This is a genomic window from Serratia sp. UGAL515B_01 (genome assembly GCF_033095805.1).
Classification (GTDB): Bacteria; Pseudomonadota; Gammaproteobacteria; order Enterobacterales; family Enterobacteriaceae; genus Chania.
The window spans coordinates 3,948,053-3,971,866 of sequence record NZ_CP109901.1 but is presented as its reverse complement, the minus strand read 5'-3'; the positions used below and the strand labels follow the sequence as shown (position 1 = coordinate 3,971,866).

Genomic DNA, 23,814 nt, shown 5'->3' with positions numbered 1-23,814 from the left:
ACGAAGGTGATTAACCCGATTTTTAAGGACATACACCGATGAACACCATGCAAGAACAGTTACAGCAGGTTAAGCAGCAGATGAGCCAGCAGGGCAAAAAAGCCGGGGCGGCAGCACCTGCCGGTAACCACAAGAAATCAGTAGCACCGCAGAAGACCACCAGCGCCACGGAGAAAGACGCAGCGGCTAACCCTTGGAATGTCACAGCCAAACACACGGAGGCACCGCAGCAGCCCGGAGAGGTGGGAAAAAACACCAAGGAAGCAGGCAAGGTAAGCCAAAACAAAAAGAAGATCGGGAAGCTGGCGGAGCACTGGCCGAAAGGTTTTACCCTGGCTGGCGTTCGTCCGTTGAGTATTGGCATCCAGGGGGCGCTGATTAACGACGCCAAAGCGCGGGACTTACCGATCACTGAGAACCAAATTCGTTATTGCTTGAGCGCCTACACTAAGCGCCCGGCCTACATGAAAGCCCTGGCCGCTGGTGGCCCACGCTATGACCTGAACGGCCAGCCATGCGGCGAGGTATCGACAGAGCACAAGGAGGAAGCACGGCAGAGATCAAACAACCAGCAGAAAACGAGAAACCTTGAAAAAGGGGAATAAATTTGTACTTAAAAGATAAATATTTTTGTTTTTTCATGATTATGAGAAGAGGTAAAAAAGATGATTGTTGAGAAACTAGCCTACAAAGTTACATTGAGAGCCGAAGATTTCCTCTCCGGCAAAAAGAAGGTTGAGGAAGGGGTAAAGGGCTTAACTGGCAAAATCTCCGAAGGAATGGAGGGAGCCAGTGAAAGCGCAACAGCGGTAGGAACGGCAGTAAAAAAAACCGGGCAGCAATTAACAAAGACAGCTAATGATACGCGCCGACCTTTTAGCATTATGAAGGATGGTTTTTCGTGGGCAAAGAAGGAGGCTAAAGAATTCCGCAAGGAAAGCAACAGTGCTTTTGGTGACATTCAGGTGGGAATGGCTAAATATTTGGGGTTATCACTAGGGGTAGAAGTAGCAAGAAGAACATTTGCTTCATCAACAGGCGATCTGGTGAATCTTGGGAATGCGGCTAGTTTTCTGGGTATGGAAGCCAAGCAAGTAGATGGATTCACAAAGGCAGCCGAGTCGGCTGGAAGCTCAGCCGAAAATATGTTGTCAGTTTTGGGAAGAGTGAAAGACTCACAAAACTGGAAAAAAAGCCCGATAGGTGACCCAAGTTCATTTACGGCGGGGATCTACAAGATACAAGGTGAAGCCAAGGCGCTAGGGAAAGTAATAGATATACTTAACGCCCCAGACCCTGGCGAGGGGGTAAAGCGTTTAAGCGAGGCATTAAGTATTTTGCCCAAATCAAAAGCTCAGCAACTAGCAGGATCCCTTGGGGGTCTTGATACTGGAATGTTTGAACTTTTGTACTCTCGCAACCTAGACAAGCTGCAGGAAAAAATGGCGTCACAATCAGATAAAACGCCCGAGATGATCCAGAGAGCCAAAGAGGTTAACGCTACCATGGTTCAATTGAGCGCTGCCGTTAAGGGGGTTGGCGATTCTATGGTTGAGTCTTTTGGTAAAGATGCTGTCAGAGGGATGGAAACCTTTAGCCAATATATCAAGGATAATAAAGGGGAAATACTTGGATTTTTCAGTGATGTTAAGGATGGAATTAAGGGTTTTTCTGATTTTGTCGGTGGGGCAGGTAATGCCGCGTCAACTGTAGGGGCTGCGTATGCACTGAAAAAGGGGGTAGGAGCAAAAAGCTTTTTAGGAAGAGCGGGGATGTATGGGCTTGCTGGCACACTGCTTTATGATCCGATCGACAGTGTCGCAAATGATTATTTAGGAGATACTGACGCAGGTAAATTCGCTAAAAATCACGGTGTTTTCTTCTCTTCAGACTACAAGGTTTTTTTTAATAAAGAATCTTATGAGAAATACCAATCAGCACTTGATGCTAGCAAGGGGAAATCAGAACAAAAATCCAAATCATCAAATATAAAATCTAGGGGCGTACGTAATAACAACCCTGGCAATTTAGATTATGTTGGGCAATCTGGAGCTTCGCTAGAGCGTGTCGGTGGTCGTTTTGCGAAATTTGACACGCCAGAGGCTGGGCTAAACGCAATGTCTAACCAGCTCATGAGGTACTTTGAAGGCAAGACAACAGGTAGGCAGCTTAAGACAATAAGTGACATTGTATCTACTTGGGCACCTAGAAAAGAAAATGATACAGCAGCTTATATTGATGCGATCTCCAAACGAACAGGAATACCTGCAAACAAAGAGTTAAACCTAAGGGACCCCAGCCAGATAGCAGCATTGATGAACGCAATGATTCATCATGAGAATGGGGGTAACCCCTACAGCCAAGAACAAATAACAAGGGCTTCGCTGTATCCTATGTTACGGAGAGGTATCCCCGACTATAAAGAATTTGCTAACCATCACCAAGATTTAGCAAGGAATGCCTCTATTTATGGTTCGCCGCAGCAGCCTGGGAATATAGACAATAGTGAAACCAATTCTACACATATTAATTCAGTGTATGTAACCACTCCTGCCTCAAGCATGGATGAGTTATCCGAGGATATAAAAACGCAAGTAAGAAGAAGTAAAACTAATGACGTTTTCAGGTCGGCCAACCGTTAGCGGGCTACAAAACATGCCTTATAGGACGGTTCACGCCGTCCTTTCAATTTTCATATTGACCTAGTTAATTAGGCTTTAATAGCAAATAACTCACTATGTATGAGCGGAGGTACAATTTGTACAGCAAGAAAAACATTAAATATGTGTTCACTAATACAAGAAAATCATTTGACGCCGAAGGCAGCAATAAACTTGAAGTCAGCAATGCCAAATCATCGTGTAGGATCGATGTTGCAGGCATGGAGGGGGGGGTGCGTGCTGAAATTGTTCTTTATGGGTTAGGTTATGATCTGCTAGCTAAACTATCAGCCGACGGGGTAGGGGTTTTTTTTGACACCGAAACCGTTAATGTTGAAGTTTTTGCGGACAATAACAAAGTATTTGCAGGAAATATCTACGCTAGTTTCGCTAATTTAAACGATCTCCCAGACTCCTCACTCATTCTTAGCGCCGCATCTGGCGGAGATCTTCAGGATAAGCCTTCCGCCGCATTTTCTAGACCTGGTGCCGTTCCTGTTTTTGACATCTTAGAATCAATCTGCAGAGCCAACGGATACGGGCTAATAGGTCGCGGAATAAAAGGAATAATACACAACAACCCGCATTTTGATGGATGCGCACTAGATCAGATCCGGGGGATTTGTAAAGCTCACGAACTACTATTTAATATTTATGACAATACAGTTTTTGTATGGACTGAAAAAGGAACCATAGACGATGTTGTGCCGCTTGTATCACCGGAACACGGCCTAATTGGTTACCCTGTTTTTAGTCAGTACGGGATCACCTTTCAAACACAGTTCTCTACATTATTGGTTCAAGGTCGGGCCATTGAATTACAAACATCATTACCGCATGGTAGCGGACGTTATAAGCTGGCAAACGTTCAACATTTCCTAAGTTCTTGGACAGAGGGGGGCAGGTGGCATAGCGTGTGCATGGCGTACAGAGATTAAAATTTGTCGCTACCATAATGAATTGTATCTAGGGGCATTGTTGCCCCATTAATTATTGCCACCAGCGATAGCAAGTGCAGGTCAGCAGCGGTTTATCGAAGCAGCCGGACGGACACCATGTTTTATCTATAAGAACGCATATTATTTCGTATTCAAAAAATCCGGGAATTTGGCTGATGAGAGAGCAGACCAGGAGCTACACGGAGGCGCTACCCTGCATCGGGTTAACGTACCTGGGTAATATGCGCCGGGGGCTGGCAGATGTGCCAGACGGTTACGCAACCCACACCACAACCGAAAGCGGGGTATTGTGGATCACCAGGAATGGCGACAGATACGTGGCCACTATCAACGGGCATTCGCTCACGCTATCACTGACAACCACACAGGCCGGTTACGGTGTACGGCACTGGTACTTATGCCCGCACTGCCACCAGCGATGTGCGAAGCTCTATATCGGGCGTAAAGATATAGCTTGCCGTAAGTGCTGGGGTATCCACTACGCTAGCCAGAGCGAGGACAGGTTAGCCAGAATGCGCCGGTTAATCAGAAGCAAGCGCCTTGCCATCTGGCCCCATGACGCACCGGAGCTAATGAACCTGTTCAAGGCTCCTTTCCAGTTCTACAAACCAAAGGGCATGAGGTGGGAAACGTTCGAGCGTAAGCGAACGGAACTGTCCAGGCTTGAGGAAAGGTACTGGAAAGCATTTGCGCCGATAATCGACCAGATGACTGTTAGAATTAGCGGGCTTTGATTTGTGAGTGACCAATAGTCACGCTCAAACGGGTAAATCCGATCACCATCTGGAGGCAATGCCATGTTAGACCGCCAAACCATAGAGCAGGCGCTAATCAGCGCAGCACAACAGCAAGGCTTCACCCTGAACGGCAAAGATATGTTGGATGTCCGAACCAGTGTAGCGGCATCACTAGCCGCCAAGGAGCGCCACCAGCAGAGGATGAATACACCGGCCTACCAGTGGAAGAAGCCAGCGCCGAGGCGGTAAAAGCGCCATAACTCATTGATTTATCAGAGACCGTCACTTTGGTTTTCATGCTTTCTAGGGTGTGTTGTGTAGTTTCATAGAAAGCGTCATTGTGCGCCCTAGTGCTATCTACTGCGTTATTCTTGCATCTACTGATACTTACTTATATCTAGTGACGTTTACCGCTGTTTGTGCAAAGATTGTATTGTGCAATACAGAGCATAATTCACCCAATCGTAAACCAACCAGAGGAGGAAAAGTTATGCCACGTACAACCGCAAACGCCCTCTTAAACAACGTCTGGGGTGATCGAGGGTTCCCTGTAGATCCTGTGTGGATTGCTAATGAATTAGGCTTGGATGTTGTTGAAACTCAGATTAGTAATGAAGTTTCTGGCGCTTTACTGAAAGAAGCGGAACAAGACCCTGTTATCATCTTGAATCAGAACGATAGTAATGTTCGCAAACGCTTTACATGTGCACATGAGTTAGGGCATTACATTCGGCGCACAGAAAACGGCACATCTTTGGAATATCAATTCATCGACTATCGCGGCAAGCTTTCATCTAAGGGGATTGATCCAGAGGAAATATTCGCTAATCAGTTCGCCGCCTGCCTGCTAATGCCAGAAAAAGAGGTTCGGCGATTAGCAGAGGCCAAGTATTCCCCTGTAATGATGTCATCCTATTTTGGTGTTTCTGACGATGCGATAAGGTTCAGGCTCAGCAAGTTAGGGCTGCGCTAAATCCCTATGTCATCCAGCGATAATAGTGTAATCATTAAGATACTCCAACAAGCGGCAAGGCAAGCCAGAGGTGAGCCTGCCGAAGTTTCCTCCCCGAAGGTTACTCAGCTTTCTTACATCAACGACGAAGATCCAGCCAAAGCCCACCAGCGAGCAAAAACCAAAGACTTAAAAACAGATATAAAGCTTAAAAAGCTTTTCGCCAAATGGTTCATCGGGATTTTGATTGGTCAGCTTTTTGTGATGAACGGTATTTTCATTTTCATTGGTGCAGGGCTGCTTCATTTCAGTGATTTTGTTATTAATCTCTTTATGGGCGGTACTCTAGCAGAGGTTTTTGGGATCGTTTTAGTGATGGCACGATACTTGTTTTCAAAGCATGAGTAATTCGCCCGGTTAGTATCACAACAACACCATAACTCATTGATTTTCTCGATAGCGCAAAAATGCGCTTGGCATACGTGACTATAAAGCCAGCGCGGCATTAATCAGACTGGCGTTATTCCCCTGCCGCTTCCAGGCACTATAAATATCCTTATCCCATGCCTTAGCGCCTTTGGTCTGATAACCAGCATCATTCAACCGTTCAGCGATGATCCGTCCATTGTCTAAACCTTCCCTGATAGTTTGGGCCACGATAGCAATCACGGCCTTTTCGTTGTATGGGTGCGGAGGAATGCCAGACTTACCGACAATCAGCGCCGCCGCTGCCGTTTCCATTCGCTCCACCAGCGCCAACATACGCTTATCAGAATCAGCCACAGGGCGATTTAGTTTGCTTCTGATGGCATCGACCAGCCAAGACGACTTATCGCCACCTGATGCCGCCACGGCCTGATTAAAGTCATCCTGTAAATCTGCCGGAACCCGGAACGCCACTAAGTTGGATTTGCTCACGGTCACACCTTGATAGCCAGTTGATAGGCATACAGTGTACTACTGTATAACAGCGTTATACATAGCTGATGTTGGCAATTTACCGAGAGCCATAACCGGGCCAGCGTGTGAAATCAGCGCGTGAAAGTTTCTTTCCTGGCTGGTGGAGTTTCGCGCCCAATACGCGCCCGTGAAGATTTTAATTACGTCACTACGCGAGAGAAAATGGACTTTATGCAACAGTACGCGCACGCGCTTGAGGAAAGGAAGATTTATCGGTGATCACCACGCGAGCAGAGGAAAGGAGTTTCACGACAAGTACAAGCGCAAGGCACTGAACCAACACGAAAACCCCCTTTGTTGGTTCAAAACGGCCTTGTGTTGGTTCACTTTTTGAAAATAAAGTCATATAAAACAACAATCTTTACAAATTGAACCAACTGAACCAACTGAACCAACATACTTTTGTTTATATATAGAGAAATATCAGGGAAGAAAAAACGCTTTCAAACGGTGGAATGCGGCTTTGCGGGGAGCGCACCCCTTAAATCTGTGATGTTTGTCACAAAGTGGTTTTTGCCGCTTTTGGGGATTGGTGGAATTCACGCCTGTAATGTTGGTTCGCAGAAGAGAGGTTCGCACACAGGTTCGCACCGAAAACGCACTTTCATGATGCGAACCAAGCATAGTGTTTCAAGGGGTGATATCGGTTGCTACCAATATCAGATCTTCCGCCCTTCCAGATGACACCTGTAAGCAATTCCGCCATGCTCGCCAATAAGCCAATCCACCGCTTGTCCTGAGAGTCGATTAATTGACACATTTGATACCAATCCCCACACCTTATTATCTCTTGACCCTTCCACCTTGTACTCGATTTTTTTGTCTGTAATAGCCGGGCTTAAGACTCGGAACCAGGTATCATCCCGGCCCTGTGGCTCACCATCAATATCAACAATCACGGCTTCGACAAACCAAGTAGCTGACTGGCCATTACCAACACACGAGTCGCCTGAGGCAATGCGCATATCAAAACATAACTTATTCTGTGACAAGTAAGGGGGCGGCCAAATTCCGGCGGCAGTTTGATCACTTTTATTCTGCGGTTCACATATTATCAGGGATGGTTCTGAAGCAATCGCCGACAGACTCATTAGTAAGGTAAGCGCGAGGTATTTATAGTTCATATGGTTATTTATTCATATCCGTAGTTAGTATTGTAAGGTTATAAAATGGGGTAATGGCTTAGGTCAAGTCTTACGCTGCGCTAAATAAGGTTGGTATTGGTCAGCTTTTTGGTGGTTGCCAAGCGACAGGTTGCCAAGTCGGTTGCCACCGAAAAGGCTATTTCAGAGCGGCAACCATTAGCCGGTAAATTTGATACTGCTTAATACGGAATGAATCACGACTAGTTTCCAAATGCGAGGTTTCCAAACAGGTTTCCACCGAAAAAGGGTTTCGAATTAGCAGCCTGGAGGTAATAAATTTTGGAATACTTTGGAAGAATGAAGTTAGGGCACAGCAGCATCAATAGCACCTAACCCGCCTACTGTCTTACATTGGATGGCTTCTCCAGCCTCTAAAGTGATTGATCGCGTCCAAATTAAATTTTGCCTATTTTGTTTTATTAAGATTGTCATTTTTGGGTATGTGCAAGCACTACCGGCAGAGAGAAATCCTTTACGTGACGGGCCTCTCAGCTGTTTTTATGTGCCATTTATGCGTTGAGCGTGTAAAACTAAAATCTAGCCGGTGACGATGAGTCTACAGGGCATCACGACCGATACATTGGTACGCACAACAGAGGTACGCAGGTAGGTACGCAGCGAAAAGGCATGTTTTAAAGCGCATACCGCTGCCGGTCTAGTTTTGATGTGACGCATCACCAGGGCAATTACTGAACATTTGCCGGTTACTCTATTGGTATTTATTCTGCAGGTATCCACCGAAATGATGTATTTTGGCAACCAAACATCGATCTTGATGCGTAGCCAACTACTGGATGTTATCTATCTCCATTCCAGAACATCCGAATCAAAAACTATCGTAACCGAGGAAATATGATGGATGAAAATAACGGATTTCAGCTTGTGCCTAACAAGTGGGTTTCTGAACGGCTTCTGATAACACTTACCGGCCTAACGACACACATGATCCAGTATGCCAGGCGTACATCATGGATGGAGGGCCGCGAGTATCGGCATATATCAGCGGATATGCAGCCGAAGCAAAACAGCACAATCATGTATAACAGGATAGAGATTGATAATTGGGTAGAGAGACAAAAGCCAGCGACCCGCAGGAAAATCAATAAGTGAATCGCTACCCGGCCTTATCAAGCCTATGAGGAATTACTATTACTGCTGTAGTAGTATTAGTTGATTCGGATTGCCTCACCATCAATCGCGTCTAGCTTACCCCCCTCATCACGCAGCACCTTACAAGAACCCGGCAAGCCATAACGGGAGCAATTACACCAAACACCCGCACCGTCACCTGATTGTGTAGTGTCCTGCCGCCGTTCGTAGCTGATTACCTTTTCTAACAGGCCGTCTTTAGTCATTGCCTCCAGCGTTCGCCGGGTAGATTCGATCTGATGGCGGTTATCATGCGAGGTTATACCGTGGAGCAGATAGGCCAAGCCAGACACGTCGAAAGGTGGGAGCCCAATCTCACCCGTCACCCATTTGGCGTTGTCCGGTTCAAAGTAGCTAAGTATTTCTTTTTTGCGGCTGGTCACTCTCATGGCTGGTGGGTTCCTTAATGTAGGTTACATCTATCCTACAATAAGAAATCACAACCGGGGAATTCTTCACCATGATGCGGGATTATCCCGTATGTACCCAAATGGACGATGACGGATCTCAGGGGTGGGATTGGTTGATGAGGATAAGCAGGTTTACCCTGGAAGGTTGCGGTGTTGGTGAGAGGGTGAAAAGTAGGCTAAAGTGATGGTGATTTTTGCCTATGGGACTACATAAGGGACTATGAAACGCTTGTGGCAATATTAAAATCATTAAATAACATGGTTTTGATAGTTTATTTCAAATACGGTGATGGTATCTGAACGACCTATATGTCGCTATCTCTGCATATCGCTTAAACTCCAAAGACCTTGTAAACCGGTGTGCGGAGCCAAAAACACATTACGTTTTCCGAGCCATTAAAGCATTGCCCCCGCATAGTCAAGCTGACGCCAAGCCTCATAGACCACCACTGACACCGCGTTTGACAGGTTCATGCTTCGGCTCTGAACCTGCATGGGAATGCGGATTTTATGCTGTGTGGGCAATGCATCCAGAATGCTGGCCGGTAGACCTCGTGTTTCCGGGCCAAACAGCAGGTAATCGCCGGCCTGATAGCTAACTGCGCTATGCGCTGGAGTTCCTTTGGTCGTTAAGGCAAACAGACGCTGTGGATTTTCACTGGTGAGGAATGCAGCATAATTTGTATGGCGCCGGATACTGGCAAATTCATGATAGTCCAAACCAGCCCGCCGTAGACGTTTGTCGTCCCAAGGGAAGCCCATCGGCTCGATCAAGTGCAACTGGAAACCAGTATTGGCGCACAAGCGAATGATATTGCCGGTATTGGGTGGAATTTCGGGTTCAAATAAAACAATATTCAGCATGTCTTGGCCCATCATCAAGAAGAACGCAGGATAGCAAAATATTTTCTTGCTGGCGATTAGCGCTGATGCAGCGGCAACCACACGATCAGTCGCAGCCCCCCCAATGGACTGTCATCTGCCCTCACCCACCCGCGATGTTGGGTAACAGCAGCCTCTACAATAGCCAACCCCAACCCAGTGCCACCGGATTGACGATCGCGTGCTTCATCAGTACGGTAAAACGGCCTGAAAATCTGCTCACGATCCACGGGACTAACGCCTGGGCCATCGTCATCTACCACAATCGTTATCCCTTGATTATCTGCGTTAAACGATACCGCTATACGCTTATGCGAGTAGCGTAGAGCATTACGCACGATATTCTCCAGAGCACTATCCAAAGCGCCTGAGTTGCCATAAATCGCCCAAGGGGCCGGAGGAGAGGTAATCTCCAACTGCTTACCCATTTGTTCCGCTTCAAAACGAGCGTTATCCAGAACATCGGCCCACAGCTCATCAGCCTTCAACAGTTCCCGTATTAACTCGCTTTTTTGTTGCCCGCGAGACAATACCAGCAGATCGTTGATCATCGAATCTAGCCGCTGAGCCTCGGTTTCAATCCTTGCCAGCTCATGGCCTTCGCCGTGACGACGGCGCATAAGAGCTGTAGCCAATTGTAAGCGTGTCAGCGGGGTACGTAACTCGTGGGAAATATCGGAAATCAACCGCTGCTGGGCGGTCACCATCCTTTCTAGAGCGCTCACCATCTGGTTGAAACTGGCACCCGTAGCCAGAAACTCCTGCGGCCCGGACTCCAGTTCTGGATGTTGCTTCAGATTGCCGCGCGCGACATCATCAGCCGCATTTTTCAGTTTACGGGCCGGTTTGGCCAAGCTCCAAGACAGCCATAGCAACAGCGGAGCACTGATCAACATGGTGACGATCAGTAGCAACAATGGCCGGTCGAACATTAAGTTAATAAAATCGGACTGTAGGCTATTGGCTGGACGGATCAGGTACAACTGATAATTATCTTCACCATCGCGAACTGAAAAGGGGCCGACTAATTCGAGGCGGCCATATTTTTTCTTTTTCGGATAGTCCGAGTTATCAGACTGACCGATGAAGTTGCGTACAATTTGCATTTCGTGGCGCTGTGCACCGATCACTCGCCCTTCACTGGTTACCAACAGCAGACGCTGTCCTGGCGGTGCCCATTTTTCGATGGCGCGAAATAGGCGGCGCCACCACATCAGATCGTTAGCAGGGTCATTCTGCAGTTCGGCTTCTACGTGTTGCTCCAGCATCAGCCCCTGACGCTGTTCGCTGTCTAGCAGTGAGGTCATTTGGCGAGAGTCAAGCTTGGGCACCATCAGCACCAACATCAGCACCAGGGCCAATGTAAACCAGAAAATGGCGAAGATCCGTGCCGTCAAGCTGTTAATCATGTTGCAGATACCATCAGGTAACCTCGCCCACGCAGTGTTTTGAACCATGGGTGACCATCTTTACGATCCGGCAATTTACGCCGAAGGTTGGAGATATGCATATCAATCGCACGATCAAACGGCGTTAGGCGTTTGCCAAGTACTTCTTGGCTCAGCAATTCACGTGAGACTACCTGACCCAGATGCTGTGCCAGTAGATACAATAAAGTAAATTCGGTACCTGTCAGATCGAGTACTTGTCCGTCAAAACTGGCTTCCTGGCGACCAGGATTTAGTTGCAAACCGTCTACATCGAGACTTGGAATGCTGTTGTCTGCGCTCTGTTGTTGCTCACTCCAGTTTGAACGGCGCAGAATGGCCCGGATACGCGCAATCAGTTCGCGATCATTAAAGGGTTTCGGCAAATAATCGTCAGCACCCAGTTCCAAACCAAGTACCCGGTCCAGTTCACTACCTCTAGCCGTCAGCATAATAACGGGCGTCTGGTGATGTTGACGTAATTCTTTCAACGTATCTATGCCATTTTTCTTTGGCATCATGACATCAAGCAAGAGTAGGTCGATGGAACTGTCCAGCAGCGACAGCGCCTGTTCACCATCGTACGCTACAACGATCTGAAAGCCTTCCATTTCAAGCAGTTCTTTCAGAAGCGAAGTCAGCTCGCGGTCGTCGTCAACTAACAGAATTTTATTCATTATGATTTACCTCCTGACGCAAAATACGCCATCAACTGTTGGCATTCCATGACTTTACGTAGTTTTACATGCACTGACGCAGGTTTGCAGGTGCAGCAGTACACTGCTCCTCGTTGATTCGTAAAGTGAGCAAGCACGAGGAGTAAAAATGCTTAAGGTAGCCATGGTAGTTATAGCATCAGTGCTCGCAATGGGTTATTCCTCCGCTTTTGCTGCCAATACTACACCGGAAACTGTCCAATCTCCCGCTCTTGATCCTTTGCGTGAAATGCAAGCCCAACAGCACATGTTTGATGGTGTTACCCTCACTGAACAGCAACGTCAGCAAATGAGAGATTTAATGCGCCGGGCACGTCACCATCTGCCAGGTGTCAATGTAGCTGAAATAGAAGCCATGCATAAGCTGGTAACCGCAGACGAATTTAATGAAGCCGCCGTCTATGCTCAGGCGGAAAAGATGGCCCAGGAACAGGTTAAACTCCAGGTCGAAATGGCCCGAGTTCGCAATCAAATGTATAACCTGCTGACGCCGGAGCAAAAAAATGTTTTAGACCATAAACATCAGCAGCGTATGCAGCAGATGGAGCAACAAACTTCCGCCCAGAAGTTTAGTATCACTGAGTAGTCCCCTGTTTTTTCCTTGCCATAGACACCATCCTTGTCTTCCCCCTCATTACGAGGGTTTTTTTTGTCGGGTACGTTATTAAATCAAACCATCCTGTAGCAGTTACAGAAAGCATTTAACTTTACGGGTGTAGATACACAACCCACCACTGGGCGGGTTTAAAGTTGCATAGGCAGAATTGAATATACCCTTCATTCTTCAAGTTGCATGGGTGTTGCCTTCGTCCGTTCGCACCCGTCACAGAGTGAGCTATGCTCCTGGCGACTTTCAGACTTGCCGCCGACATGCAACTCGAATTATTTTGGGTATATAGGGTCGCCAGTTACTACAAATCAACACCCGTTGCACCAAGAATATGTCACTTCATCCCAGTGCGAATTCGTCCACCGATAATGTATAAAGACAGGCCAATCCCCCTCATAATCAGTTTTTTTCAACCCGTTATAATCTGGACCTAAAAAAACAGCCAACCGAGAGGTTAGCTGTTCACTTATCCTTAAATGCGATAGGGCTAGAGCAATATCGGCGTTATTCTCCAGGGAACAGGAAGGGGTTAATGCTGCTGCGGGCAAAGCCTTCGTCTTCCATCTTGGCATCGAGAATCAACGAAGCCAGATCATCGGCGACCGCCTCAACCTGCGGGTCTTTTTCCTGATAGAGGATTTTCAAATAAGTACCACAGTCGCCACAACTTTCTGCTTTTACCGCCGCTTGTTCACTTTCCAATGACCAATAGTTGAGATCGCGTGTTTGCTCGCAGTTGCTGCATTTAATCCGAACTACATGCCATTCGCTCTCGCACAGGTTGCAGTGAAGATAACGTAAGCCACTCACAGTACCAATATGTACTGTGCTAGAGACGGGCATACTACCGCAGACCGGACAAAACTGACGGTGCTCACCATATTCCGCACGCGCCTTACCGGGGACCTGGCTGGCCATCTGAGCCCAATACAGTGAAAGTGCCGCCCAAAGGAACGGGGCTTTATCACTACCTACTTTGGCAAACTCACCGTTAAGCAAGGCACTGGCCATAAGCTCCAGCTCGTGTTCTGATGACTTCTCAAGATTATCCAGCACTGCCAACACATGTTCCGGCGCCTGCGGACGAAGTTCGGCGATCAGGGAAGCCAACAGCTTACGCCAATGCTCGCTACGCGGATAGACGCTGGCATCCAACGGTGGCTTGCCACTGGCGGCGCTCTGACTCAAGACTACCCCCAAATCCAACACTAACGGATTATCGTGGCATGCGTTGTTTTGTGCCTGCGCAATGCTAGCTGCAAAATTCAGGTAATCGCCCAGTGGATGATCCGTCGCCAATTTGCGCAAACGCTCGGCGCGACGGATATAAAGGCTTTTCAGATTAGCGAAGAGTAACGGCGGGATGGTTTCCGCCGTTGTTGACTTCTCGCTCCGTGCCCCTAACTGCTCTTTAGGTACGATGCGAATACTCATCAGGATTTATCTTCCCGTTGTTTCTCGCGAACCTCACGGTACCAGCGAGGATGATGCTTCTTGGCCCAGGCAGCTGGCACCCAACCTTCCACCATCGCGGTAATGGTGCCTTTGACCCACAAAGCGGCATAAATATGCACCATAATCACGATAATCAACACCACTGCTGCCAACGAATGCACCAACAACGCAATGCGGATCAGCGGGATAGGGAATGACGGAGCAAAGTACGGCCGCCAGATAACGACACCACTGGCCAGTAACAATACTAGGCTGATGATCGCCGCCCAGAATACGCACTTCTGACCGAAATTATAGCGCCCGGTATCACCCACTTCCTCGTTCATGGCGATTTTGTGGATATTCTTAGCCCAGGTAATATCTTCCCGATTGATCAGGTTATGCTTCCAGTAACGCAGGAACATCAGCATAAACGCAACAAACATAATCACCCCAACGAAGGGGTGTAGAATGCGTGCCAATTGCGGCGTACCCAAAATGCCCATCAACCAGTTGAAGGAAGGGAATAAAAATCCCAATCCACTGACAGCTGCAAGAATAAAGCAGAACGCCACAATCCAGTGGTTAATCCGCTCCGGCGCACTGTAGCGCTGAATTGGCTTTTCCTTTCTCATTTGCGCGTCTCCTCATCATGTGGCTCCTCTTGCTCCTCCTCTTCGCTGACGCGGTTAGGACCAACGCCAACGTAATGGAAGACACTCGCTGCAAAGGTAGCTGCAAATCCGATGGCAGCCAGCGGTTTCCAGATGCCTTTCCAGAAGGTTACCGCAGGGCTGATGGTCGGATTGTCCGGTAAACCGTGGTAAAGCTGCGGTTTGTCGGCATGATGTAATACATACATTACGTGGGTGCCGCCCACGCCCGCTGGATCATAAAGACCCGCATTCTGGTAACCACGGGTTTTCAACTCGCTGACACGTTCCGCAGCAACATCTTTCATTGCCTCTTTGGTGCCGAATTGGATTGCCCCGGTTGGACAGGTTTTCACACAGGCCGGCTCCTGACCCACTTCAACACGGTCAACGCACAGGGTACACTTGTAGACCCGGTTGTCTTCCTTGTTCATACGCGGCACATCGAATGGACAACCCGCGATGCAGTAACCACAACCGATACAGTGTTCTGACTGGAAATCCACGATACCGTTAGCGTACTGGATGATCGCCCCTTCCGCCGGGCAAGCCTTCAGGCAACCCGGATCGGCACAGTGCATACAGCCATCTTTGCGGATCAGCCACTCCAGCTTGCCGTGTTCCTCTGTTTCAGAGAAACGCATCACCGTCCACGATTTAGCCGTCAGATCGGCGGGGTTATCGTAAACCCCAACGTTGTGACCCACTTCGTCGCGAATATCGTTCCATTCAGAACAGGCCACCTGGCAGGCTTTACAGCCGATGCAGGTAGTGACATCGATCAGTTTGGCCACTTCTTCATGGTGGTCACGGGCACGTGGGGCCGGTGTAAAACCATTGGTTGCGGATTTACGAATGATGTCTTGAGATTGCATTGTCATAACTCGTCTCCGTTACACCTTTTCCACGTTAACCAGGAACGCCTTGAATTCTGGCGTTTGCGTGTTGGCATCGCCAACAAACGGTGTCAATGTATTGGCAATAAAGCCTTTCTTCGCCACCCCTTCGTAACCCCAGTGGATCGGGATACCGATGGTATCCACATCCTGCCCATTCACCTGCAGCGTACGAATACGTTTGGTCACCACCGCCTTGGCCTTGATATAGCCACGGTTGGAGCTGACTTTTACCATATCCCCCTGCTTGATGCCTTTTTTCTCAGCCAGCTTTTCACCAATCTCTACAAACTGCTCCGGTTGTGCGATGGCATTGAGCAATGCGTGCTTAGTCCAATAGTGGAAATGCTCGGTCAAACGGTAAGTCGTACCGACATAAGGGAACTTGTCGGATTTGCCCATCGCGGCCAGATCGTCTTTAAACACACGCGCCGCCGGGTTTGACACCACGTTCGGGTGCAATGGGTTGGTTCCGAGCGGTGTTTCAAACGGTTCATAGTGTTCAGGGAACGGCCCTTCCGCCATTTTATCAATGGCAAACAGACGGCCCATACCTTCTGGCTGCATGATAAACGGCCCGACATCACTGCCCGGTGCCGCAGCACTGTAGTCAGGAATATCCACACCGCTCCACTTGGCACCATCCCACTCCAGCAACTGACGTTTGGCATCCCAAGGTTTACCCGCTGGGTCAGCAGAAGCACGGTTGTAAAGAATACGGCGGTTGAGCGGCCAAGCCCACGCCCAACCCAGCGTATTGCCAAGGCCAGAAGGATCGGCATTGTCACGACGTGCCATCTGGTTACCCGCCGGCGTCCAACTGCCTGCAAACAGCCAGCAACCACTCGCCGTCGTCCCATCATCACGCAGATGAGCGAAGGTACTGAGCAGTTCGCCCCTTTTCACCAACACGTTGCCTTCAGAGTCCAGGACATCTGCCAATGCTCGACCATTGTTTTCCATTGCCACTTCTTCTGGCGCAGGATTATGAGGGTTACGGTAATTCCAGGTCATATTCAGGACTTGTTCAGGAACCGCACCGCCATCACGCGCGTACATTTCACGCAAACGTAAAAACACCCCCGCCAGGATCTCACCGTCATTTAGTGCTTCTCCAGGCGCATCGGCTCCTTTCCAGTGCCATTGTAGCCAACGACCGGAGTTGACGACCGAACCATTTTCTTCAGCAAAGCAGGTGGATGGAAGGCGGAAGACTTCTGTCTGGATCTTCGATGGGTCAACATCGTTCGATTCACCGTGATTCTGCCAGAAGGTAGCCGTCTCGGTATTAAGCGGATCGATCGTGACCAAGAACTTCAGTTTGGATAGTGAAGCTACCACTTTATTCTTGTCCGGGAACGAAGCTACCGGGTTGAAGCCCTGGCAGATATAACCGTTAACCTTGCCTTGCGACATCATTTCGAAGTACTGCAAAACGTCGTAGCCTTTGTCCCACTTCGGCAACCAGTCATAGCCCCAGTTGTTATCTTTCTGGGCGTTATCGCCGTAGAAACTCTTCATCATGCTGACGAAGAATTTAGGGTAGTTGCTCCAATAGTTCACCTGACCAGGCAGCAGCGCCTTCGGCGTGTTAGCTGTTAAATAGGTTTCCAGATCCGGTTGTTTTTCGGAAGGCAACGTCATATAGGCAGGCAGGCTTTGTGACAACAGACCAAGGTCGGTTAGCCCCTGGATATTGGAGTGACCGCGTAGGGCATTGATGCCACCACCCGCCATACCCATATTACCCAGCAGCAATTGGATCATCGCCATAGTACGGATGTTCTGTGCCCCTACTGAGTGCTGTGTCCAGCCCAAAGCGTAAAGGAACGAGGCTGTCTTGTCGTTAACACTGGTTTCGGCAATATATTCGCAAACCTTGAGGAAATCCTCGGTTGGCGTACCACAGATATTAGTGACCACCTCTGGCGTATAACGACTGACGTGCTGCTTCAGCATGTTCCATACACAACGCGGATCCTGCAGCGTAACGTCACGCTTGGCAAAACCGTTCTCGTCGAGTTGGTAGTTCCAGGTGGTTTTATCATACTTGCGATTTTCCGCGTCATAGCCGGTAAACAGGCCGTCGTCAAAACCAAAGTCTTCCCGCACCAGCAGGCTGGCGTTGGTATAGGCATTAACGTATTCACGGTTAATCTTGTTGTTATTAATCAGGTACAGCAGTACGCCCGACAGGAAGGCGATGTCGGTACCAGAGCGGATAGGCGTATAGAAATCCGCCACCGATGCGGTACGGGTAAAACGTGGATCGATAACGATCAACTTGGCTTTATTATGGATTTTGGCTTCCATCGCCCAGCGGAAACCCACTGGATGCGCTTCTGCCGCATTACCGCCCATGACGATAATTAAGTCTGCGTTCTTGATATCAACCCAGTGGTTGGTCATCGCACCGCGACCAAATGTTGGAGCAAGACTTGCTACCGTTGGTCCGTGTCAGACACGCGCCTGGTTATCTACGGCAAGCATGCCGAGAGCGCGACTAAATTTTTGTGTCAGCATACCGGTTTCGTTGCTGGAAGCCGAAGCACACAGCATGCCGGTAGTCAGCCAACGGTTAACGGTAACGCCCTGTTGGTTGGTTTCGACAAAGTTGGCATCACGATCTTCTTTCATCAGTTTAGCGATGCGGGTAAAAGCATCATCCCAGCTGATTCTCTGCCATTTATCAGAACCAGGAGCGCGATACTCCGGATATTCAAGACGGCTTTCGCTGTGGATAAAATCCACCAAGCCAGCACCTTTCGGGCAAAGTGCACCACGGTTTACCGGATGATCGGGATCCCCCTCAATGTGGAAAATACTCTCTTTAGCGTTTTTGGCGCCATCACCAAGGCTGTACATCAACAGCCCACAGCCGACGGAACAATACGTACAGGTATTACGGGTTTCACGAGCACGCAGCAGTTTGTACTGTCGGGTTTTCGCTAACGCCACTGCCGGGCTAAAGCCCAGCGCGGCAACCGTCGTTCCTGCCATACCGCCAGCGCAGATCTTAAAGAACTGCCTTCTGCTGACCTGCATGGGGTCTCCTTTCACTCGTGTTGTCACATTGTTTCAAATGACACTTTCCCCCACAAAGCGGAAAGCGCTAGAATTGCTATTCTTATGTTGGTTTGGCCGCTAGGCCCACAACGACTCCGCGATAATATCACAGCGTGCATGAGGTTGTTACAAACAGGTGCTACTTAAGTGAACAATTTAAACCCAAAGCAGCACGTAGATGAAAACGGGTGCGCAGGAGTGATCCAAGCCCCGATATATCAACGTGGGCAATTGAACACAGTTCAACAAGACTGGCTGGCTGAAGAGGTCCCGGTCGCTCTGGTCTACAACGGCATTTCTCACGTGGTGATGATGTGTACGCCAAAGGATCTAGAAGCGTTTGCACTGGGCTTTTCCCTGTCAGAAGGCATTATTGAATCGCCACATGATATCTACAGTATAGAAACAAATCCGACATGCAACGGCTTGGAGGTTCATATCGAACTTTCAAGCCGACGTTTTGCCGGATTGAAAGAACGTCGGCGTGCGATGGCAGGCCGTACGGGATGCGGCGTCTGCGGTATCGAACAGCTGGCAGATATTTTCCGACCACTCACTCCTCTCCCCTTCACACAAACTTTCTCACTAACCCATCTTGATCATGCGCTCAACCAGCTACGGCAAATACAAAACGTCGGTCAACTCACTGGTTGTACCCACGCTGCCAGTTGGATATCGCCACAGGGCGAACTTCAAGGAGGATGCGAAGACGTTGGCCGCCACGTCGCGCTGGACAAAATGCTCGGTATGCGCGCCAAACAGGGTTGGCAGCAAGGGGCAATCCTGGTATCCAGCCGTGCCAGCTATGAGATGGTACAAAAATCCGCCATGTGCGGAGCCGAGATCCTGTTTGTTGTCTCTGCTGCCACCTCTTTGGCGGTGGACATTGCCGAACGTAGCAATCTGACATTGGTCGGCTTCAGTAAACCTGGCCGGGCAACCGTATTTACTCACCCACAGCGGATCACTGACTAAACTTTACCCCTACAATTAACAAGGCATTGATAATCATTTTTATTATCATCTAATTAATTATAATGCATCATACTGCTTACGCGGTATTCACAATTTACGCCGCCTATAAAACCGGAGATGATGATTTATGAGCTATTCACTGCCATCCCTACCTTATGCTTACGACGCACTAGAACCGCATTTTGATAAGCAGACGATGGAAATCCATCACACTAAACACCATCAAACCTACGTCAATAACGCCAACACCGTGCTGGAAGCTTACCCTGAGCTGGCTTCGCTGAGCGTAGAAGCATTGATCCAGGATCTGGACAAAGTTCCTGCAGACAAACGCACCTTCATGCGCAACAACGCGGGCGGCCACGCCAACCACAGCCTGTTCTGGAAAGGCCTGAAAACCGGTACCACGCTGAGTGGCGAGCTGAAAGCCGCTATTGAGCGCGATTTCGGCAGCATCGAGAAATTCCAGGAAGAGTTCGAAAAGGCAGCAGCAACACGTTTCGGTTCAGGCTGGGCTTGGCTGGTACTGAAAGGTGATAAACTGGCCGTGGTTTCCACCGCCAATCAGGACAGCCCACTGATGGGCGAAGCAGTGTCTGGGGCTTCCGGGTTGCCGATTATTGGCCTGGACGTGTGGGAGCACGCTTACTATCTGAAATACCAAAACCGTCGCCCGGATTATATCAAGGCATTCTGGAACGTCGTGAACTGGGATGAAGCCGCCAGCCGCTTCGCTGAAGCCAGAAAGTAATTGTGACTATTGATGCCCGCAGTTGCGCTGGGGAATCCCCAGTAATGGGCGGGTAAAAAAGGACAGGCATAGAGTTTTGTGATCTACTGATTTGTGCAACCAATTCAATGAGATCACCTCTATGCCTGCTCGAAAAGTATGCCATAATTTTTTCCGCGATGTGTTAGCACCCTTTCACAAATACCGATAAAATGCTTTGCTGGATGCCACCATTGAACTCATCAACGGCGCATCACTGACGCTGACCAGTATCGGACGTTATTTACCCGGTACGGCTCAGGTCAAAAATAAAATCAAGCGCGTTGATCGCCTGTTGGGCAATGCTCCGTTATATCGTGATATTCCTCTGATTTTTGAAAGCATTATCTGGTCGCGACGCAGATTTATTGATAGTGATGAATAGTAAAATACCAACCGGTGATCTTATCGTGCATTTCCTCTGACTTCGAAAAGCAAAGGGTTCTGCGGGTCAGTCGTTTGATATGTGTGCGAAGATTAAGATTATACCGTTCTATCCTTTGGGTATATTTCTTGCTCACCACGTGGCTGGTTGCGCTCAACAGGACCGTATAAACCGGCCAGGCATCCGTCATATAAAAGGCAATATTAAATTTGCTTAGCAGGGTCAGCAATCGTTGCAGAGTCGAGGCATTTCTCGGGCCGAAGACGTGAGCCAGAGCCCGTTTGCGGATACGGTCATCAGCGTAGAACAACCACCGGGGATTGGCTTTACACCGTACGTAAGACCCCTGTTCATCGGCTTCACAGCAGATAACGACTTCCGCTTCGGCGTCGATATTATCAGCTACCTGTTTTGGCGAAATTTTTTTAAGTGCCGCAGAACCGTGTTGAGGCTGATGCCGAGAACCCGTGCGGTATCGCGACATCCGGAACCGTTCATCGCCATATTAACAATGGTTTGGTGTGTGTCTGGTTTGGCACCGGAATAGCTAAAGTTGAGCTGAAAGGTCTTTGAGCAGAGCTTGCAGATGTAACGTTGGGCACCAGATGCTGAATGTCCGTTACATCGTACACCATGGGTTTCATTGCACTGAGGGCAGACGACATCAACTTTTGCCATGAGTTTTATCCAAAGTGCGGAGCATACGCGGTCAGCAAGTCTGCGTCACGACCAGAAAAAGCTCGGAGAGAACTTGGCCTGATAGACCTTAAAGATATAGATAAATTAAAGGAAGTAAAGGAAATAAAAAAAGACTTTGCCAATATATTATCTTTAAAAATAAATAATATAGGAAAAGATACTTTGTCATCAGTAATTGGAGAAAGATGATGGGAAATAACAAACAATTCAAACTTATTTTTATAGCTTCTTTTTTAGCATCACTATCATATGGTGTTATGTTAACCCTGCCTGTTTATCTAACAAAAAACCTAAACTACCCAGTTTCATTTTCAGGTGAAGTTATATCGCTTGGTGTAATTGGCGTGCTGATATCCATAATAACATTACCTTCAACACTCAAAGTTTTTAGTAATAAAGTCTTATCGTCATTTGGCGCAATGGTATACTCTTTAGCTATCATATGTATTATTACTGGACTACAACCTCTTTTATTCCTTGCTGGTTTTCTCCTCGGTTTTGGATGGGGTGTGATATACACAATGGGACCCATAATGGTATCAGAGGCCAGTAATGAAAATAACAGAAGCAAAAACTTCAGTTTTATATCTGCATTTAACATGTTAGGTGCGGGTATTGCTCCAATATTAGTTAAAATATCTTTAGATGTTAACATTGATATGGGGACAATACTCTACTTAGCATCAAGTATAAGCATTTTATCTGGTTTGTTATTTATAATAACTAGGCTGTGTCCCGTAACTATTTTTTGTACAATTTAGCGATATTTAGCCGACAAGAGGCTTTTGAATTTGGCTCGTTATGATGTCCCTGATGAGGCTTGGGCGCTCATTTCCCCCCTGTTGCCGCCTGAACGTAATCGTGTTAGCGGCGGTCGTCCCTACCTTGAACATAGGCCTGTAATGAACGGGATCTTTTGGGTGCTTTGCTCTGGTGCTCCCTGGCGAGATCTTCCTGAAAGGTATGGCAATTGGAAAACGATTTACAACCGCTTTAATCGTTGGTCAAAATCTGGAGTAATAAATAGTATTTTCAATAAATTACTCCAAATTTTGGATGAGAATAAACTCATCGATTGGGATGCTATAGCACTGGACGGCAGCAATATCAGGGCATTAAAAGCGGCAGCAGGAGCTAAAAAAAGTACCCCGATGAACTCAAGGATCATGGACTTGGTCGCTCTCGAGGTGGTTTTGGCACCAAAGTCCATTTGGCGACAGACAGCTCAGGGTTGCCGTTAAGCTTTTGCCTGAGCGGTGGGCAAGCTCATGAGAGTCAATATGCTGAAACGTTGCTAAACCGAGTTGGTATTATCAGAAAAAGCGGACACCTAAAGTCCCGCCCTAACGCCGTGTTAGCTGATAAGGGCTATTCGAGCCAGAAGCTTCGTAATCACCTGAAAATAAAAGGTATAAAAGCGGTTATACCTTTTAAATCGAATGAAAAAGCCAGTCGAGATGGGCGCAGAAAACTGGATACTCAGCGGTACCAAAAACGCAATGTTGTTGAGCGGTGCTTTGGGATATTAAAAGAATATCGTCGTATTGCCATACGCTCGGAGAAAACAGCCAGAAATTACCTTTGCATGCTTAAATTAGGCTCTGTTCGGTTGTTTTTAAGGCGACTATTGGGTTAAGGGACACAGCCTAAAACAGAAATTAAAAAAAACCATCAACCTGAAAAAGAAAAAAACAAACCCCATAACTTACTATCAAAATTCGCAAGCATTCCGATGTTAATGGTGTTCTTGGGAGCCTGTATCTTTAGTTCAATGATGAACTTCCAGTCTATAATCGCAATCAACAAAGGGTTAGACTTCTCTTATTTCTATATTTCTTATACCATCTCAGTCATATTTGCCAGATTCCTCCTAACAGACGTTGTGCTCAATCTGTTTAGAGAAAAAACAATGATGGTTTTATTATTTGTAATGTGTGTATCCATAGCACTTTTTATGCTTATTGAGAGTAATTATCAGTATCTTATTCCATCGTCTCTTCTTGGCATTAGCTACGGTCTATTATACCCTCTAATACAAACATCAGCTGTTAAAGATGCACAAAATGATACAGAAAGAAAAACAATTCTTACTGCTTTTAGCTTTAGTTATTTCATCGGTGTTTATGGGTTCCCCTATTTCTTCTCACTAGTTTACTCTGAGTACGGGCACAACTTCGCCTTTCTTATTCTTCTTGCTGTATCAGTATTGGAGCTTGTGTCAGGGGTTGTTTTTTACTTGTTGTACCGCAATAAAGAAAAGATAGCCGCTTAACTAAAAAAACATAACCTAAAAGGGTTCTGTCGCATTAAGGAGTTGTCAGGTAACATAC

General features: G+C 47.7%; 25 protein-coding genes and 1 pseudogene. 15 read left to right on the top strand and 11 right to left on the bottom strand.

The genetic code is table 11. From position 1 onward, the window contains the following. Positions 1-38: 38 nt before the first annotated feature. The 6 genes from OK023_RS17930 to OK023_RS17905 all read left to right on the top strand — a co-directional run bounded on the left by OK023_RS17930 (position 39) and on the right by OK023_RS17905 (position 5,716). Complete coding sequence (locus tag OK023_RS17930; RefSeq protein ID WP_317693980.1) at positions 39-605, top strand: ProQ/FinO family protein; 567 nt, start codon at positions 39-41, stop codon at positions 603-605. A 60-nt stretch (positions 606-665) separates the two neighbouring features. After that, complete coding sequence (locus OK023_RS17925; protein WP_317693979.1) at positions 666-2,642, top strand: hypothetical protein; 1,977 nt, start codon at positions 666-668, stop codon at positions 2,640-2,642. 116 nt (positions 2,643-2,758) lie between these two features. Then, the gene (locus tag OK023_RS17920) at positions 2,759-3,598 is read left to right on the top strand and encodes a hypothetical protein (protein WP_317693978.1); all 840 of its coding nucleotides are present in this window, start codon (positions 2,759-2,761) and stop codon (positions 3,596-3,598) included. A gap of 818 nt (positions 3,599-4,416) precedes the next feature. Further along, positions 4,417-4,605 carry a hypothetical protein gene (locus OK023_RS17915; protein ID WP_317693977.1) on the top strand — a complete coding sequence of 63 codons (189 nt, stop codon included), beginning with the start codon at positions 4,417-4,419 and terminating at the stop codon, positions 4,603-4,605. Positions 4,606-4,846: 241 nt separating this feature from the next. Then, a complete protein-coding gene (locus OK023_RS17910) occupies positions 4,847-5,329 on the top strand; it encodes an ImmA/IrrE family metallo-endopeptidase (RefSeq protein WP_317693976.1) in 483 nt (160 codons plus the stop codon). Between the two features lie 6 nt (positions 5,330-5,335). Then, complete coding sequence (locus OK023_RS17905; RefSeq protein WP_317693975.1) at positions 5,336-5,716, top strand: hypothetical protein; 381 nt, start codon at positions 5,336-5,338, stop codon at positions 5,714-5,716. A gap of 78 nt (positions 5,717-5,794) precedes the next feature. Here the strand turns inward: OK023_RS17905 and OK023_RS17900 are convergent, their stop codons facing one another. Continuing rightward, the gene (locus OK023_RS17900; protein WP_317693974.1) at positions 5,795-6,226 is read right to left on the bottom strand and encodes a hypothetical protein; all 432 of its coding nucleotides are present in this window, start codon (positions 6,224-6,226) and stop codon (positions 5,795-5,797) included. 701 nt (positions 6,227-6,927) lie between these two features. Further along, complete coding sequence (locus OK023_RS17895) at positions 6,928-7,392, bottom strand: hypothetical protein (protein ID WP_317693973.1); 465 nt, start codon at positions 7,390-7,392, stop codon at positions 6,928-6,930. 876 nt (positions 7,393-8,268) lie between these two features. On the opposite strand from OK023_RS17895, the gene xisR reads away from it, so the two are divergent. Then, complete coding sequence (gene xisR, locus OK023_RS17890) at positions 8,269-8,523, top strand: excisionase family protein (protein WP_317697808.1); 255 nt, start codon at positions 8,269-8,271, stop codon at positions 8,521-8,523. A gap of 56 nt (positions 8,524-8,579) precedes the next feature. Here the strand turns inward: xisR and OK023_RS17885 are convergent, their stop codons facing one another. The 4 genes from OK023_RS17885 to cpxR form a co-directional block, all read right to left on the bottom strand. Further along, complete coding sequence (locus tag OK023_RS17885) at positions 8,580-8,951, bottom strand: hypothetical protein (RefSeq protein WP_317693972.1); 372 nt, start codon at positions 8,949-8,951, stop codon at positions 8,580-8,582. Positions 8,952-9,368: 417 nt separating this feature from the next. Next, positions 9,369-9,836, bottom strand: a complete 468-nt coding sequence (trmL, locus tag OK023_RS17880; protein WP_317693971.1) for a tRNA (uridine(34)/cytosine(34)/5-carboxymethylaminomethyluridine(34)-2'-O)-methyltransferase TrmL — start codon at positions 9,834-9,836, stop codon at positions 9,369-9,371. 56 nt (positions 9,837-9,892) lie between these two features. After that, positions 9,893-11,263 (bottom strand): envelope stress sensor histidine kinase CpxA, encoded by a 1,371-nt coding sequence (gene cpxA / locus OK023_RS17875; RefSeq protein WP_317693970.1) that lies wholly within the window; start codon positions 11,261-11,263, stop codon positions 9,893-9,895. Next, a complete protein-coding gene (cpxR, locus tag OK023_RS17870; protein WP_317693969.1) occupies positions 11,260-11,958 on the bottom strand; it encodes an envelope stress response regulator transcription factor CpxR in 699 nt (232 codons plus the stop codon). Before cpxR ends, cpxA begins: the two co-directional genes overlap by 4 nt. A gap of 148 nt (positions 11,959-12,106) precedes the next feature. Here cpxR and cpxP point away from each other — a divergent pair, with 148 nt between their 5' ends. Beyond that, positions 12,107-12,583, top strand: a complete 477-nt coding sequence (gene cpxP / locus OK023_RS17865; RefSeq protein ID WP_317693968.1) for a cell-envelope stress modulator CpxP — start codon at positions 12,107-12,109, stop codon at positions 12,581-12,583. A 528-nt stretch (positions 12,584-13,111) separates the two neighbouring features. Here cpxP and fdhE read toward each other — a convergent pair. From fdhE to fdnG, 4 genes are read right to left on the bottom strand one after another with little or no spacing between them, the layout of a single operon-like run. Continuing rightward, positions 13,112-14,041 carry a formate dehydrogenase accessory protein FdhE gene (gene fdhE / locus OK023_RS17860; RefSeq protein ID WP_317693967.1) on the bottom strand — a complete coding sequence of 310 codons (930 nt, stop codon included), beginning with the start codon at positions 14,039-14,041 and terminating at the stop codon, positions 13,112-13,114. Beyond that, complete coding sequence (fdoI, locus tag OK023_RS17855) at positions 14,041-14,676, bottom strand: formate dehydrogenase cytochrome b556 subunit (RefSeq protein ID WP_317693966.1); 636 nt, start codon at positions 14,674-14,676, stop codon at positions 14,041-14,043. The genes fdhE and fdoI overlap by 1 nt, the downstream gene beginning before the upstream one ends. Then, a complete protein-coding gene (gene fdxH / locus OK023_RS17850) occupies positions 14,673-15,575 on the bottom strand; it encodes a formate dehydrogenase subunit beta (protein ID WP_317693965.1) in 903 nt (300 codons plus the stop codon). Before fdxH ends, fdoI begins: the two co-directional genes overlap by 4 nt. Positions 15,576-15,587: 12 nt before the next feature. Continuing rightward, positions 15,588-18,635, bottom strand: a complete 3,048-nt coding sequence (gene fdnG, locus OK023_RS17845; protein WP_317693964.1) for a formate dehydrogenase-N subunit alpha — start codon at positions 18,633-18,635, stop codon at positions 15,588-15,590. Positions 18,636-18,803: 168 nt separating this feature from the next. Here fdnG and fdhD point away from each other — a divergent pair, with 168 nt between their 5' ends. From fdhD to OK023_RS17830, 3 genes and pseudogenes are all read left to right on the top strand, one after another. Beyond that, on the top strand, positions 18,804-19,631 hold the full coding sequence (fdhD, locus tag OK023_RS17840) for a formate dehydrogenase accessory sulfurtransferase FdhD (RefSeq protein WP_317693963.1): 828 nt from the start codon (positions 18,804-18,806) through the stop codon (positions 19,629-19,631). A 127-nt stretch (positions 19,632-19,758) separates the two neighbouring features. After that, complete coding sequence (gene sodA / locus OK023_RS17835; RefSeq protein ID WP_317693962.1) at positions 19,759-20,382, top strand: superoxide dismutase [Mn]; 624 nt, start codon at positions 19,759-19,761, stop codon at positions 20,380-20,382. Positions 20,383-20,503: 121 nt separating this feature from the next. Further along, a pseudogene (locus OK023_RS17830) lies at positions 20,504-20,746 on the top strand (IS4/IS5 family transposase); the annotation flags it as partial. A gap of 19 nt (positions 20,747-20,765) precedes the next feature. Here the strand turns inward: OK023_RS17830 and OK023_RS17825 are convergent. After that, a protein-coding gene (locus OK023_RS17825; protein ID WP_317693961.1) for an IS1 family transposase occupies positions 20,766-21,463 on the bottom strand; the annotation gives its coding sequence in 2 pieces (ribosomal slippage) (positions 20,766-21,202 and positions 21,202-21,463; 699 coding nt in all). Between OK023_RS17825 and OK023_RS17820 the strand changes: the two genes are divergently transcribed. The 4 genes from OK023_RS17820 (at position 21,419) to OK023_RS17805 (ending at position 23,756) form a co-directional block, all read left to right on the top strand. Continuing rightward, entirely contained in the window at positions 21,419-21,673 is a 255-nt protein-coding gene (locus OK023_RS17820; RefSeq protein WP_317697847.1) for a hypothetical protein, read from the top strand. The genes OK023_RS17825 and OK023_RS17820 overlap by 45 nt on opposite strands. Continuing rightward, positions 21,670-22,245 carry an MFS transporter gene (locus tag OK023_RS17815; RefSeq protein ID WP_317693960.1) on the top strand — a complete coding sequence of 192 codons (576 nt, stop codon included), beginning with the start codon at positions 21,670-21,672 and terminating at the stop codon, positions 22,243-22,245. Before OK023_RS17820 ends, OK023_RS17815 begins: the two co-directional genes overlap by 4 nt. 30 nt (positions 22,246-22,275) lie before the next feature. Next, positions 22,276-23,120 (top strand): IS5 family transposase gene (locus OK023_RS17810; RefSeq protein ID WP_317693959.1). Its coding sequence is split into 2 segments (ribosomal slippage): positions 22,276-22,621 and positions 22,621-23,120, totalling 846 coding nucleotides; the frame shifts between segments, so codons are not numbered across the junction. Between the two features lie 21 nt (positions 23,121-23,141). After that, positions 23,142-23,756 carry an MFS transporter gene (locus OK023_RS17805; RefSeq protein ID WP_317697805.1) on the top strand — a complete coding sequence of 205 codons (615 nt, stop codon included), beginning with the start codon at positions 23,142-23,144 and terminating at the stop codon, positions 23,754-23,756. Positions 23,757-23,814 lie beyond the last annotated feature (58 nt).

Coding starts and splice junctions, on each gene's coding strand:
- OK023_RS17910 (WP_317693976.1), top strand. CDS start 4,847: ATGCCACGTACAACCGCAAACGCCCTCTTAAACAACGTCTGGGGTGAT.
- OK023_RS17905 (WP_317693975.1), top strand. CDS start 5,336: ATGTCATCCAGCGATAATAGTGTAATCATTAAGATACTCCAACAAGCG.
- OK023_RS17895 (WP_317693973.1), bottom strand. CDS start 7,392: ATGAACTATAAATACCTCGCGCTTACCTTACTAATGAGTCTGTCGGCG.
- xisR (WP_317697808.1), top strand. CDS start 8,269: ATGGATGAAAATAACGGATTTCAGCTTGTGCCTAACAAGTGGGTTTCT.
- fdoI (WP_317693966.1), bottom strand. CDS start 14,676: ATGAGAAAGGAAAAGCCAATTCAGCGCTACAGTGCGCCGGAGCGGATT.
- cpxA (WP_317693970.1), bottom strand. CDS start 11,263: ATGATTAACAGCTTGACGGCACGGATCTTCGCCATTTTCTGGTTTACA.
- fdhE (WP_317693967.1), bottom strand. CDS start 14,041: ATGAGTATTCGCATCGTACCTAAAGAGCAGTTAGGGGCACGGAGCGAG.
- OK023_RS17885 (WP_317693972.1), bottom strand. CDS start 8,951: ATGAGAGTGACCAGCCGCAAAAAAGAAATACTTAGCTACTTTGAACCG.
- OK023_RS17930 (WP_317693980.1), top strand. CDS start 39: ATGAACACCATGCAAGAACAGTTACAGCAGGTTAAGCAGCAGATGAGC.
- sodA (WP_317693962.1), top strand. CDS start 19,759: ATGAGCTATTCACTGCCATCCCTACCTTATGCTTACGACGCACTAGAA.
- OK023_RS17815 (WP_317693960.1), top strand. CDS start 21,670: ATGATGGGAAATAACAAACAATTCAAACTTATTTTTATAGCTTCTTTT.
- cpxP (WP_317693968.1), top strand. CDS start 12,107: ATGCTTAAGGTAGCCATGGTAGTTATAGCATCAGTGCTCGCAATGGGT.
- OK023_RS17925 (WP_317693979.1), top strand. CDS start 666: ATGATTGTTGAGAAACTAGCCTACAAAGTTACATTGAGAGCCGAAGAT.
- cpxR (WP_317693969.1), bottom strand. CDS start 11,958: ATGAATAAAATTCTGTTAGTTGACGACGACCGCGAGCTGACTTCGCTT.
- OK023_RS17820 (WP_317697847.1), top strand. CDS start 21,419: ATGGGTTTCATTGCACTGAGGGCAGACGACATCAACTTTTGCCATGAG.
- trmL (WP_317693971.1), bottom strand. CDS start 9,836: ATGCTGAATATTGTTTTATTTGAACCCGAAATTCCACCCAATACCGGC.
- OK023_RS17915 (WP_317693977.1), top strand. CDS start 4,417: ATGTTAGACCGCCAAACCATAGAGCAGGCGCTAATCAGCGCAGCACAA.
- fdxH (WP_317693965.1), bottom strand. CDS start 15,575: ATGACAATGCAATCTCAAGACATCATTCGTAAATCCGCAACCAATGGT.